This is a genomic window from Cupriavidus sp. HMR-1 (genome assembly GCF_000319775.1).
Classification (GTDB): domain Bacteria; phylum Pseudomonadota; class Gammaproteobacteria; order Burkholderiales; family Burkholderiaceae; genus Cupriavidus; species Cupriavidus metallidurans.
Map to the genome: position 1 here is coordinate 24,217 of NZ_ANKP01000258.1, position 13,106 is coordinate 37,322.

The 13,106-nt window shown below is 64.8% G+C and carries 11 protein-coding genes; 5 read left to right on the forward strand and 6 right to left on the reverse strand.

All coding sequences use genetic code 11. The features are described 5' to 3' along the window. Positions 1-43: 43 nt before the first annotated feature. Complete coding sequence (locus D769_RS28245) at positions 44-808, reverse strand: MFS transporter (RefSeq protein WP_008651851.1); 765 nt, start codon at positions 806-808, stop codon at positions 44-46. A 304-nt stretch (positions 809-1,112) separates the two neighbouring features. On the opposite strand from D769_RS28245, the gene D769_RS28250 reads away from it, so the two are divergent. After that, the gene (locus D769_RS28250; RefSeq protein ID WP_008651852.1) at positions 1,113-1,424 is read left to right on the forward strand and encodes a hypothetical protein; all 312 of its coding nucleotides are present in this window, start codon (positions 1,113-1,115) and stop codon (positions 1,422-1,424) included. A gap of 7 nt (positions 1,425-1,431) precedes the next feature. On the opposite strand, the gene D769_RS28255 is transcribed toward D769_RS28250, so the two are convergent. Then, a complete protein-coding gene (locus tag D769_RS28255) occupies positions 1,432-2,052 on the reverse strand; it encodes a response regulator (protein WP_008651855.1) in 621 nt (206 codons plus the stop codon). A 109-nt stretch (positions 2,053-2,161) separates the two neighbouring features. Here D769_RS28255 and D769_RS28260 point away from each other — a divergent pair, with 109 nt between their 5' ends. After that, entirely contained in the window at positions 2,162-3,745 is a 1,584-nt protein-coding gene (locus D769_RS28260) for an ATP-binding protein (RefSeq protein ID WP_008651856.1), read from the forward strand. On the opposite strand, the gene D769_RS28265 is transcribed toward D769_RS28260, so the two are convergent. Further along, complete coding sequence (locus tag D769_RS28265) at positions 3,735-5,291, reverse strand: efflux transporter outer membrane subunit (RefSeq protein WP_008651858.1); 1,557 nt, start codon at positions 5,289-5,291, stop codon at positions 3,735-3,737. The two genes, D769_RS28260 and D769_RS28265, sit on opposite strands and share 11 nt — an antisense overlap. Positions 5,292-5,460: 169 nt before the next feature. Between D769_RS28265 and D769_RS28270 the strand changes: the two genes are divergently transcribed. The 3 genes from D769_RS28270 (at position 5,461) to D769_RS28280 (ending at position 10,683) form a co-directional block, all read left to right on the forward strand. Beyond that, the gene (locus D769_RS28270; RefSeq protein WP_008651859.1) at positions 5,461-6,675 is read left to right on the forward strand and encodes an efflux RND transporter periplasmic adaptor subunit; all 1,215 of its coding nucleotides are present in this window, start codon (positions 5,461-5,463) and stop codon (positions 6,673-6,675) included. Between the two features lie 51 nt (positions 6,676-6,726). Continuing rightward, positions 6,727-9,864, forward strand: coding sequence for a CusA/CzcA family heavy metal efflux RND transporter (locus D769_RS28275; protein WP_040011318.1), 3,138 nt, complete (start codon positions 6,727-6,729; stop codon positions 9,862-9,864). Between the two features lie 162 nt (positions 9,865-10,026). Further along, on the forward strand, positions 10,027-10,683 hold the full coding sequence (locus D769_RS28280) for a response regulator (RefSeq protein WP_008651864.1): 657 nt from the start codon (positions 10,027-10,029) through the stop codon (positions 10,681-10,683). Positions 10,684-10,691: 8 nt separating this feature from the next. Here the strand turns inward: D769_RS28280 and D769_RS28285 are convergent, their stop codons facing one another. The 3 genes from D769_RS28285 to D769_RS28295 form a co-directional block, all read right to left on the reverse strand. Further along, positions 10,692-11,081, reverse strand: a complete 390-nt coding sequence (locus tag D769_RS28285; protein ID WP_008651865.1) for a response regulator — start codon at positions 11,079-11,081, stop codon at positions 10,692-10,694. Positions 11,082-11,114: 33 nt separating this feature from the next. After that, on the reverse strand, positions 11,115-11,390 hold the full coding sequence (locus D769_RS28290; protein ID WP_008651867.1) for a XapX domain-containing protein: 276 nt from the start codon (positions 11,388-11,390) through the stop codon (positions 11,115-11,117). Positions 11,391-11,468: 78 nt separating this feature from the next. Beyond that, positions 11,469-13,088: an MFS transporter gene (locus tag D769_RS28295; protein ID WP_008651868.1), complete on the reverse strand. Its 1,620-nt coding sequence runs from the start codon at positions 13,086-13,088 to the stop codon at positions 11,469-11,471. Between the last annotated feature and the right edge of the window lie 18 nt (positions 13,089-13,106).

Below are 13,106 nucleotides of genomic sequence, written 5' to 3' on the forward strand. Positions count from 1 at the left end.
TCTCCATGCCAACGGTGTCCGACATCACGCATCATAGCGCCGCTCAATGGCTTGCGCGGGCCGCCGCCCGCTGGGGCAGCAGCAGGATGCAGATCACCATGAACGAGACCAGCGCGGCCGACGCCGAGAAGCGGCTCAGCGCCAGCCCACCCGATTGCAGCGGCTTGTCAAGAAAGTCGCCGACCACGGCACCGAGCGGACGGGTCAGGATAAAGGCGGCCCAGAACAGCAGGGTGCGCGAGATGCTGGTCCAGTAGTAGGCCGCGGCAATTGCTGCGAGCAGTGCGACGAAGACGAGCATTCCGCCCAGATAGCCCAGGCCGATGGTGTCGGCGGTCCAGTCGCCCAGCGCCGTGCCGAGTGTCTGCGAGAACATGATCGTCACCCAGTAGAACAGCTCGGCCTTCGGCGAGTTGACCGTGTCCACCGACACCGTTCCCATCGAGCGATACCACGTGGCCAGCGACAGCAGGAGCAGCGCCAGCAGCAGTGCGCTGCCTCCGGCATAGCCGATGCCGAGCGAGCGGTCCGCGAAGTCCGCGAGCGTGGTGCCGACAGTGGTCGTGGCGACGATGGTCACCCAGTACAGCGCGGGCCGGAAAGCGCGCGCGCGGATCTGCGCGGACACGGCGGCAAGGAAGACCACCGCGAATATCGCGGTGCTGACGAGGTAGCCGAGATTCAGCGACATCGACAAGGCATCGCCGCCGGTTTCCCCAAGCGTGGTGGCGGCGATCTTGATGAGCCAGAAGCCCAGCGTGATCTCGGGCACCTTGCTGAGTGCGTGATGTGTGGTGGAAGTGTTCATCGCATGTTCGTTGTCTTAAGGCTGGATTAAGCCGCGGCGCGTGCGCGGAGGTTGTACAGCGGCTGCATTAAGTCTTCATTAAGGAGCGACGCCGCGAAAGCGAGAGGCCATTCTTTCGTACAAGACTTAGCGTAGCCATAGTGCGCGGCGTGGCAACAATCCCTTACAAAGCTTCCGGCCAAGAATGTGTCTGATTCGTCAACGTTCGATGGATATCTCCGTTACACGTCATAACCGCGCTAACAGTTCGCAAAGACAAGACGAACCCGGGCGCTCATAGACTTGCACGCAGGAGGTACTGCATATGAAACGAATCATGATTGCCGGCATCGTGGCCGGCGTGGCGGCACTGGCATCGGGCAGCGCGCTGGCTCGCGTGGACGTAGGAATTGGCATCGGCATCCCCGGTGTCGTCGTGGCACCGGCGGCGCCGGTCTATTACCAACCGGCTCCGGTGTATGTCGCGCCGCCGCCTCCGGTCTACGTGGCACCGCGGCCGGTCGTGGTGGCGCCGGGCTACTACGATGGCTGGCGCGGCCGGGAGTGGCGCGAGCACGAATGGCGCGAGCACGAGTACCGCCGTCGTGAATGGCACCGCTGGCACGACGACGACTGATCGGTGCCTACGGTTTGATGAACCCCTCGGTGGCCGCGCGCACCACGGCTTCGACTCGCGTGGCCACGCCCAGTTTTTCCCTCGCGCGGTCGATATGGAAATCGACCGTCCGCTTCGACAGCCCCAGGATCGTCGCGATCTCGCCCGACGTCTTGCCGCGCGCGGACCATGAAAGCGCCTCGATCTCGCGCTCGCTCAGCGTGACGTTCTGCGGGGTGCGTTGTTGCGGTTTGACAGCGCGCGACAGCCGCGCTTCGATAATGCTCTCAAGGATGTCAAAATCCACGGGTTTGGTGACGTAGTCGTCCGCGCCCAGGCGGCGTCCCTTGAGTTCGGCATCGCGCTGGGCCAGCGCAGTAAGGAAAACGAACGGTACTCCGGCAAAGCGCGGGGCCAGCGCGCGCAGTTTGGCGAGCACCTCGAAGCCGTCCATGACAGGCATGCCCACATCGCACACGACAAGATCGGGTGGCATGCGCAGAATGGCGGCAAAGCCCTCCTGGCCGTCATGGGCGACGGTCACGGCAAAGCCTCGCTCGGTCAGTTCTTCCGCGATGAGCGTTGCCGTCTCTGCATCGTCTTCGATGCATAGAATCTGGCGGGGAGTATTGTCTGCAGATGTGACCATGTAGGGGCACTACTGTAGGGGAGCGGGCCGCAACCCGTCAATCGAACGGCATCTTGCAACTTCAGGGTAATGTATGCGCCACTTGTCTAGCGCAGAGGGAAAGGTAGCGGTGGGCAGGCTTTCCGCGGCTCCGCTGGCACAGCTTCATCGATTGCGTGTGCGTCTGCCGCTGGTATTCGTCTTGTTCCTGCTGCTTGTGATCGGGCTGGGCGCGTTCAGCATCAACAGGCTCAGCGCCTTTCACAACGTCGCGGCCGAGATCAGTGGCCGCTGGCTGCTGAGCAACCGCATCGCGGGCGATCTCAATAACAGCATTTCGGACTTTCGCGCCACCGAGGGCGAACTGCTGACCGCGCGTCGCGGCAAGGATCGGGGGCGCGCGGAAGGTTCGCTCGCGGTACTCGATGAAGAAATCGCGGATGCCAAGCGGCGCTATGAAACGATCGAGCATGACCCCATCGAGCTGGACCTTTACCAACAGTTCAGCGAGCAGTGGCGCGCATATCGCGAACTGGCCAGCCGGGTGCTGGTGCTTTCCCAGCGCGATGACAAGACCGAGGCCATTGCGCTTTACTACCAGGAGTCCCGACGCGCCTTCAGTGTGGCCAATGCCACGCTGGCCACGCTGACCGAGCGCAACGTCACCGGCGCGAACGAGGCGACCCAGGCGGAGGCCGTAGCCTACCGGCATGCCAGGGACCTGATCGTGAACGCGATCATCGTGGCGGCGTTGCTGATGATTGCCGGCGTGCTTTACTTCGTCACGGCTGTGACCAATCCAATCGCGGTACTGGTCGACCGGATGCACCGGATCTCCGACAACGAAACCGCGATTGACATCCCATCGACCGAGCGTCCCGACGAAGTGGGAGAGATCGCTCGCGCCGTGGTCCGGTTCCGCGACAACACGGTGGCGCTGGCGCAAAGCCGCGCCACGCTGGCCGAGCAGGCCCGCACGCTGGAAATCACGCTGGCCAACGAGCGGCGCATGGCGGAATTGCAGCGCAACTTCGTGTCGATGGTGTCGCACGAATTCCGCACCCCGCTGACCGTGATCGACGGCTACGCGCAGCGCCTGAGTCATATGAAGCCGCCGCTGTCGCTCGAGCCGGTGCTGGATCGCTCGAGCAAGATCCGCGCGGCGGTGCGGCGGATGACCGCGTTGATCGAGGATATGCTCGGGGCTTCGCAGGTGCTCGACCTGGCAACGCCGGGGGCGTTTCAACGCACGGAGTTCTCGCTACGCCTGCTGGTGCACGAGGTCTGCGAGATGCATCGCGAAAGTTCACCGGATGCGCAGATCGTGGAGCAGTGGCGCGAAGACGTACCCGAGATTTTCCATGGCGATGCGCGCTTGCTGTTCCAGGCCGTGAGCAACCTGATCGGGAACGCCGTCAAGTATTCGCCGCCCAAGACGCCGGTCAGCGTGGATGTATCAATGGAATCGGGCGCGATCCTGATTTGCGTCGCGGACCAGGGCATCGGCATTCCGGAGAAGGATCTCGGCCACGTGTTCGAGCGATACGTGCGCGGCGCCAACGTGACCGGCACCGCCGGCGCGGGCGTGGGACTCTATATCGTCCGGCTGGCCGCCGAACTGCACGGCGGCACGGTGTCGGTGCGGAGCGCGGAAGGCACGGGCTCGCGCTTCTTGCTCAGGCTGCCAGAAGCGCCAGCGCCGCTCAGCGCGTAGCGACTTCGGCGCGGGCCGGCTTGCCCGCGTCACCCACCTGCGTGCCTTCGGCCTGGCGGTTCCACCAGCCGCCACCCAGTGACTGGTAGAGCGCCACGGTATCCGTGAAGCGCGCAGCCTGCGCCTGTGCCGTAGCCTGTGTGGCCGTGCGCATCGTCTGTTCGGCGTTGAGCACTGCCAGCACATTGACGTAGCCGCTCGACAGTTGCTTCTCGGTGATCTCCAGCGTCGTGCGCGCGGCCTGCTCAGAGGTGATGGCCGCACGCAGCGTTTCCGCATCGGCGTCGATCGCGTGCAGCGTATCGGCCACGTTCTGGAACGCGTTGATGACGGTGCTGCGGTACTGGGCCTCGGCCTGCACGAGCGCGGCATCGGCGCCGTGCTTGAGCGCCAGCATCGTGCCGCCGGCGAAGAACGTTTGCGCGACGTTGCCGGCCAGGCTCCAGAAGACGTTGCCGGCGCTGAACATCTGGTTGAACACGGTGGCCGTGCCGCCGTACGAGCCAGTGATGGTGAGTTGCGGCAGCATGTTGGCGATGGCCACGCCGACTTCGGCCGTGGCCGAATGCAACTGCGCTTCGGCCGCGCGCACGTCCGGGCGTTGTCGCACCAGTTCAGATGGCAACGACACCGGCAGTTCCGCCGGCAACTTGAAATCGTCGAACGTGAACTCGGCGTCGAGCGGATCGGCCGGCAGCTTGCCGGCCAGGGCAGCCAGCAGGTCGCGCTGCAGGGCCAGTTGCTTGCGCAGCCCTGGCAGTGCCTGTTCGGCCTGCGCAAGCTGGGCCCGGGCCGCGGCCACTTCGAGACCGCTGACGAACCCGAGCGTGAATTGCTTCTGCAGCAGGTTGTACAGCTTGGTCTCGATGGCGACGATACGTTGCTGCGCGTCGATCTGAGCGCGCAACGAGGCTTCCTCGATAGCGGCCAGGCTGATGTTCGATGCCAGTGTCAGGTAGGTAGCCTCCACCTCGAAGCGCTGCGCATCCTCGAGCGCCTGCAGCGACTCCACCCGCCGGCGGTTCAGGCCGAAGACATCGGGCGCATAGCTGATCGACAGTTCCGCCGTGTGCAGGTTGTAGAGCGGATCGCCAGACGTCAGCGTCGGCGAGATCGTTCCTACCGCATTGCGCTGCCGCGATGGCGAATAGGAACCCGAGACGGTCGGGAAGAAGAAGCCCTGCTGCGCGCGCACTTGCGCCTGAGCCTGCCGCAACGCGGCTTGCGCGGCCGTCACTGTCGGATTGGCCTTCATCGCTGCCGCGATAAAGCGGTCGAGCTTCTCCGAGTGCAACATGCTCCACCACTGTTCGGGGATCTGCATGCCTTCGACAAAGCGCTGGGCTTCGCCGCCTTGCACCGGTGCGGATGCTGTCTCGGTGGGCAGCGGCTTGGGCGTGTACGCGGTGGCGTCGGGCGCCTTCGGCGTCTGGAAATTGGGGCCGACGGCGCAGGCCGTCAGAACGCCGCAAACGGCCAGGGCGCAAGCCGTGCCGGCGAATGGGATTCTGGAGCGAATGGAAGGGCTGCGGTGATCTGGCAGCATGGGCCGTGACCTCAAAGCGATGGCTGGTGCTGTTGGTAGAGCTATTGGTAGCGCTGGGCGGATTCTATGAGCGATGCGCCGGGGAGGCCACTGTCATTAATCACAGTAGACCGTGACGCGGCGAACTCTCATCATTTGCCCAAGTTTTCAGAATCCAGAGGGTTAGTCCATGCGTTTCGATGCCAAGTCCGCCATCCTGGGCGGGGGCGCCACCGCTGTGGTCCTGGTGGGGTTGATGTTCGCATTCAACGCGTGGACGCAGCCCAGCCCGCTCTACGGCCCGGAAAAAGGCTTCGGTCAGGGAGGTCCGTCGGAGCCTAAGGTGGCGCCGCGCGGCTCGTCCGTCACGTTGACCCAGACCCAGATGGGTACAGTCAAGGTCGTGTCGGTGCAAGACTATGAGTTCGCCAACCAGCGCGAAGCCGTCGGCAATATCGACTTCAATCAGGACCGCTCGGTCCAGGTGTTCACGGCCTACCAGGGCAAGGTTCGCAACGTGTTCGTGAAGGTTGGCGAAGACGTGGCCAAGGGAGCGCCGTTGTTCGATATCGAGAGCCCGGATCTGGTCCAGGCCGAATCGACGCTGATCTCCGCTGCCGGTGCGCGCAAGCTCAATGCCAAGGCGCTGGAGCGCGCGCATCAGCTCTTTGAGATTCAGGGTATCGCGCAGAAGGATCTCGACCAGGCCATCTCCGATCAGCAGGCCGCGGAAGCCGCCTACAAGGCAGCGCGCGACGCCGTGGCCATCTTCGGCAAGAGCGCGTCCGAAATGGATCGCATCATCGAACAACGTCGCACCGACCCGGTCCTGACCGTGGTCAGCCCGATCGCGGGCCGCGTGACGGCGCGCAATGCGCAGCCGGGCCTGCTGGTCCAGCCCGGCAACAGCCCGGCACCGATCACGGTTTCCGATATCTCCACGATCTGGATGCAGGCATTCGTGACCGAAGCAGACAGCCCGCTGCTGAAGGTGGGGCAGGCGGTCAAGGTCCATGCGATGGCCTTTCCGGGACGGGAGTTCGCCGGAACCATCACGACAACGGGCGCGTCCATCGACGCCGCCACGCACCGCCTGATGGTCCGTTCCGAGGTCAAGGACCCGAAGCACGAACTGCGGCCGGGGATGATCACGTCCTTCTCGATCCGCACCGGTGAGCCAGATCGTTCCGCGGCGGTCGCCGCCGATGGTCTGGTGCGCGAAGGCGACGGCACGATGACCGTATGGACGACCAAGGATCAGCGCCGCTTTGAGCGCCGCGTGGTCACGGTCGGACAGACCCAGGACGGTCTGGTGCAGATTCTCAGCGGCCTCGCGCCGGGCGAGCTTGTGGCGAGCGAAGGGGCATTGTTCCTGAGCAACGCCGCGGCACTGGCCGCCCAGTAAGCGTATCCACCGCTTCCCAGTCATTCCGAAGAATTCGAAGACGAGGCCTCCGTGCTCAGGAACGTACTCCGGTTGTCGCTGACGCGACGGCCGCTCATTCTGCTTTTCCTCCTGGTATTTGCCGGGGCCGGCTTGTTCGCCTACTCGAAGCTGAACATCGAAGCCTATCCGAACCCCGCGCCGGTGATTCTCGAGATCACCGCGCAGGCCCCGGGCCTGTCCGCCGAGGAGATGGAGCGCTACTACACGGTGCCCATGGAAGTGGGGCTGGCCGCCACGCCGGGCGTGGAGAGCATCCGCTCGACCTCGTTCTACGGCCTGTCGTTCGTGCGGGTGACGTTCAAGTACGGCGTCGACTACTACTTCGCCTATACGCAGGCCGCGCTCAACCTGCAGCAGAACGTCAGCCTGCCGAACAACGTGCAGCCGCAGATCCAGGCGTCGAGCCTGGTCGGTGAAATCTATCGCTACCAGCTCAGGGGGCCGGCGCACTTCGGGCTGACGAACCTGCGCACGCTGCAGGACTGGGTGCTTGAACGTCGCCTCAAGACGGTGCCCGGTGTGGCCCAGGTGGTGAGCTGGGGTGGCACGACCAAGGAGTACGACGTCGAGGCCGACCTGCACAAGCTCGACGCGTACAACATCACGCTGCAGCAGATGATCTCCGCGCTGGGTAATGCCAACATCAACGTTGGCGGCCGGACTATCAACCTTGGACAGCAGTCGGTCAACATACGTGGTGTAGGCCTGATCGAGGACACCAAGGACATCGAACAGGTGGTGCTGACACAGCACAATGGCGTGCCCGTGCAGGTCAAGGACGTCGCCAAGGTCAAGATCGGCTTCACGCCACGCCTGGGACGCTCCGGGCGCGACAACCAGGACGACGTGGTCACCGCCATCGTCGTGATGAACCGGACGCTGCAGACCAACGAGGTGGTGGCGCGCGTCAAGGCCGAGATCGACAAGATCAACAGCGACGGCACGCTGCCTGCCGGCGTGAAGATGGAGCCCTACTACGACCGCTCGACGCTGGTCTCGGTCACCACGCACACGGTGCTGCACAGCCTGCTGTTCGGCTGTCTGCTGGTGTTCTTCATCCAGTGGGTATTCCTGGGCGATCTGCGCAGCGCGGTGATCGTCAGCGTCAACATACCGTTCGCGCTCTTCTTCAGCATCATGATCCTGGTGATGCTGGGAGAATCCGCCAACCTCTTGTCGGTGGGGGCGGTCGACTTCGGGATCATCGTGGACTCCTCGGTGATTCTGGTGGAGAACATATTCCGGAACTTCCAGATGCCGCTGGCGGATCAGCAGCGGCTGCTGATGAGTCGGGACGCGCGGGCGATCGGCAGGGGTGCAGGTATCACGGACCGCATCCGCATGATCTTCGTGAGCGCGCTGCAGGTGGACAAGGCGGTGTTCTTCTCGGCGGCCATCACGGTGGCGGCGTTCGTCCCGCTGTTCACGATGCAGGGTGTGGAAGGGCAGATCTTCGGGCCGATGGCGCGTACCTATGGCTATGCACTGCTGGGCGCGCTGATCGCCACGTTCACGGTGACGCCGGTGCTGTGCACCTATCTGCTGCCCAAGCACATCGAGGAGAAGGAAACCATCCTGGTGCGCTGGCTGCATCGTATCTATGAGCCTGCGCTCAAATGGTCGCTCGGCAACAAGAAGCTGTCGGTGGCGATTGGCGCCGGCGTGCTGGCGGTGACGGGGGCGTTGATGCCGCTGCTGGGCACCGAGTTCCTGCCGGCGCTGGAAGAGGGCAACCTCTGGATCCGCGCCACCATGCCACCAACCGTTTCGCTGGAGGCCGGCGTGCCGTCAGTGGCGCGAATGCGCAAGATCCTGCTGTCGCATCCTGAAGTGGCGACGGTGGTGTCCCAGCATGGCCGTCCGGACGATGGCAGCGATGCGGCGGGCTTCTTCAACGCGGAGTTCTTCGTGCCGCTCAAGCCGATGGATCAATGGCCGGCGGGCATGACCAAGGACAAGCTGGTCGCGGAGGTGCAGAAGGAATTTGCCAACGAGTTCACAGGGATCTCGCTGAATTTCTCGCAGTACATCCAGGACAACGTCCAGGAAGGCCTTTCCGGCGTGAAGGGCGCGAACTCGGTGAAGATCGTCGGCCGCGACCTGCCCACGCTGGAGAAGCTGGCCGATCAGGTGCTGCACGAGATGAAGGAGATCCGGGGCGTGTCGGACCTTGGCGTGTTCCGCGTGCTGGGTCAGCCCAACCTGAACATCAAGATCAACCGCGAGGCGGCGGCGCGTTACGGGCTCAACACCGGCGATGTCAACTCGGTGGTGGAGGCCGCGCTCGGTGGCACGCAGGCGACGACCGTGCTCGAAGGCGACCGGCAGTTCTCGCTGACGGTGCGTATGGCGCCCGAGTATCGCGGCAGTATCGACGCGATCCGCAACATCAAGGTGGCGTACCAGACAGCGGATGGCGCGAATGCCTATATTCCGTTGAGCGCGCTGGCGGACATATCGCTGGATACCGGGGCGTCGTACATCTATCACGAGCGCAACCAGCGATACATCCCGATCAAGTTCAGCGTGCGTGACCGCGACCTGGGTAGCACGGTGGCGGAAGCGCAGGCGCGTATCGCCAGCAAGATCAAGCTGCCCGAGGGCTACCGCATCCAGTGGGCGGGCGAGTTCGAGCAACTGGAGCTGGCAAAGAAGCGACTGGCGCTGATCGTGCCGATCAGCATCGTGATGATCATGGTGCTGCTGTACGGTCTGTTCAATTCGCTGCGGGACAGCGTCATGACGCTCGCGGGCATTCCGTTCGCCATCGCCGGGGGTGTGATCGCGCTGTTCGTGACCGGTCTGGATTTCAGTATCTCGGCGGCCATCGGCTTTGTCTCGCTGTTCGGGGTATCGGTCATGGACGGCATCCTGATGATCACCTACTACAACCAGTTGCGTGAACAGGGGCTGAAGTCCGAGGCGGCGATGTCGCAGGCGGCCCAGCAGCGGATGCGTCCGATGCTGATGACGGCGCTTTCGGCCTGTATCGGCTTGCTGCCGGCGGCCATCTCCACCGGAATCGGCAGCCAGGTGCAGCGTCCGCTGGCCACCGTGGTGGTGGGCGGCATGTTGATCGGACCGATCATGCTGCTGGTGATCGTGCCGGCGCTACGCATGGTGTTCATCGGCAAGAAGGAGACCTGACCGTAGACGTCAGACCGGCTTCGTGCCGGTAGCTGGTGACACGCAACGGCCACGTCGATGCGTCCCGGGGCAGAACGCCCGGGGCGGATCGCGTGGCCGCTTGCATTTCAGGGCAAAGCGCCGATAATCCCACTTCCCGGAACGAATGCCCCCAGGATCGCCATGACGCGTGACAGGATCGAAGAGGGTGATGAAAGTGAAGAGAGCGCGGTGCTGGTCGTCGATGACGATCAGGATGTGCGCGTGGCGCTATCCAGCCTGTTCCGCTCGGCGGGACTCGCGGCGGAGTCGTTCGCCTCGGCGGAGGAATTGCTCGCACACGGCATTCCGGATCGGCCCACCTGCATCGTGCTCGACGTGCATCTGCATGGCGCGAGCGGCCTCGACCTGCAGGCCACGCTCAACCGGGCGGGTCGCCATGCGTCGATCGTATTCATCTCCGGCCGTGGTGACGTCCCGATGACGGTGGCGGCCATGAAGGCCGGTGCCGTCAACTTCATCGCCAAGCCATTCCGCGACCAGGACCTGCTCGACGCCGTCGACGAGGCCTTGCAGCGCGACCGGGCGCAGCGCGACGCCGAGGCGCAGAGCCGGCAGCTTCGCGATCTTTTCGACCGCCTGACCGGCCGGGAGCAGGAAGTCATGCAACTGGCGGCGCGTGGCCTGATGAACAAGCAGATCGCCGACGACCTCGGCATCAGCGAAGCCACGGTCAAGATCTATCGCGGTCACGCCATGCGCAAGATGCAGGCCCGCACGTTCGCCGAACTGGTCATCATGGCCCAGTCTCTCGGGCTGGTGCAGGACGATGCCGGATAGCCCGCGCGTCAGATCCCCGACCCACTCTGGCCGCTGGCCAGCGCACGCGCCAGGCACCGGAGCAATTCTCTCTCCTGAAACGGCTTGCCGAGGAACCCGGTGGCGCCCACGTCAAGGGCGCGCTGTTCGTCACCGTCCTGGGCATAGGCGGTCATGAGGATGACCGGCACATCGAGCCCGAGCGCGCGCAGCGCCGTGCAGAGCGCGAAGCCGTCGATGCCCGGCATTCGCACGTCGCTGACCACGCACCGGATATGCCCGATCGACGCGGACTGCAGCAGTGCCTGCCCGCTGGCGTAGAGTTCCACGGCCAGGTCGAACGAACGCACCAGTTGCCCCATGGCGTCCCTGACGGAGGCGTCATCGTCAACGATCGCGATTACGGGAAGGGCAGTCACACGGTGCTCCGGACATCGGCCCCAATGGCGGCCTCATTGCTCCGGCTTGCTCTCCTTGGTGTCGGCCGCGGCCAGTGTCGGGCCAGGCGTGCCCGTGATCTTCGGCATGCATTCCTGGTGGAACCACGCCACGGTGACGGGCTCTCCCGCGATCATGCGCTTGATTGGCGGTACGACCTGCTCGCCGATAAGCATGCCGAGCAGGCCGATCAGGGCCACCGCTGGCGGGGCGGGAGAGCGGACCTGCATCAGTGCGTAAATGATGCCGACCAGGATGCCGGCGCCCAATGAGATCAGATAGAGCTTCATGCGAGCCTCGCGATATGTCGCAATACGAAACGGGTCAAAAGAAACAGGTCATAGGAAACAGGGGGGACGGCAGGCGCGTCATCGCTTGTTAGGTGGCAGTCCCACGCCCAGCAGATGCCGCACACGCGGTGGCGTCGTGCCACCATGGAACGCGGTCACTTCTCGCTGCAGGTCGGCATCGGCGTTCGGCACGCGGCGGTGTTGCCGCAGGTGCTCGGCCCATGACTCGACCAGAAACCACTCGGTCATCAATTCGGGATTGGTGGGGTCTTCCATCACGCCCCAACTGAATGCGCCATCGCGCAGCCGCTCTTCGGAGAGCCGGTGCACGGCGTGCAGGAAGCCGTCCCGGTTGGCCGGGGCAATCAGGTACTCGATCAGGATCATCACCGGGCCGCGATCGTGCGCGATCTCGTCGGCCATTTCGGGCTCGGGCCAGTGGCCGGCCGGGCCAAGGTCGTCTTCGCCGTGCGGCAGACGCAGCCGGTGCAGCGCCAGCGCGGCGACTATCAGGCCCGAGCCGGCGATCAGCAGCGCGGGGGGCGTGCCGAGCGCCTGCGCCACGAAGCCCCAGAGCAAGCTGCCACCGGCCAGCGCGCCGTTGAATACCATCTGGTAGACCGCCAGCGCGCGGCCACGCACCCAGTTGGGCAGGATGGCCTGCGCCACGCCGCCGAACGTGGTCAGCGCCATGATCCATGCCGCGCCCAGCAGCAGCAACAGCACCAGCGCCAGCCAGACGGGTGGCGCGACGGAGAGCGCGGCCATCACGACGGCCGTGACGATGGCGGACAGCAGCACCATCCCGTCGGCGTCGAGCCGCTTCTGCAGGCGCGGCATGAGCAGCGCGCCAAGAATTGCGCCCACCCCGACCGCCCCGAGCATCACGCCATAGAGCCCCGCGCTGCCATGGAGCAGCTTGCGCGCCACCAGCGGCAACAGTGCCCACACACTGCTGCCGAACGCGAAATGCACGGCGGTACGGGCCAGCACGACATGGAGCTTGCTGTGCGCCCGCGTGAAACGCAGCCCGGCGCGGGCCGCGCTGAAGAAGTGCTCGCGTAGCGGATCGACCGGTCGCTGGGGTCGATGCCACCAGATCAACGCGGCGATCACGAACACGTAGCTGAGCAGGTCCGCGCCGTAAGTCGCGGCCGCGCCGAACGCAGCCAGCAGCAGGCCGCCGGTGGCCGGCCCGATTGCGCGCGCGATGTTCACGCCAAGCGAGTTGAGCGCCACGGCCTGCCGCAGCGTGTTGGCTGGAACCAGTTCCGGCACGATCGACTGCCAGGTCGGCCCCATCATCGCCGATCCGATGCCGCCGGCGAACGCCAGCGCGATCAGGAGTTCGATCGTCAGCGATTGCCGCCATGCCAGCAGCATCAGCGCGCCACTGACCAGGGCCAGGCAGAGCTGGATCACGATCAGGAAGCGGCGGCGGTCAAGGATGTCGGACAGCACGCCGGCGGGAATCGCAAGCAGGAACACTGGTAGCGTCGATGCGGCCTGGATGGTGGCCACCGCAGCCGGCGAGGTCGACAGGTCGGTGGCCAGCCATGCGCTGGCCACGTCGCGCATGAAGCTGCCGACATTGCCGAGGATCGTCGCCACCCACAGGACCGCGAAGGTCGATTGCGCAAGCGGTGCGAAGGTGCCTGTGGATGCGGGAGCGCTTGCCGTCGAGGCGGATTGCGTCATGTGAACTATCTATCGTCT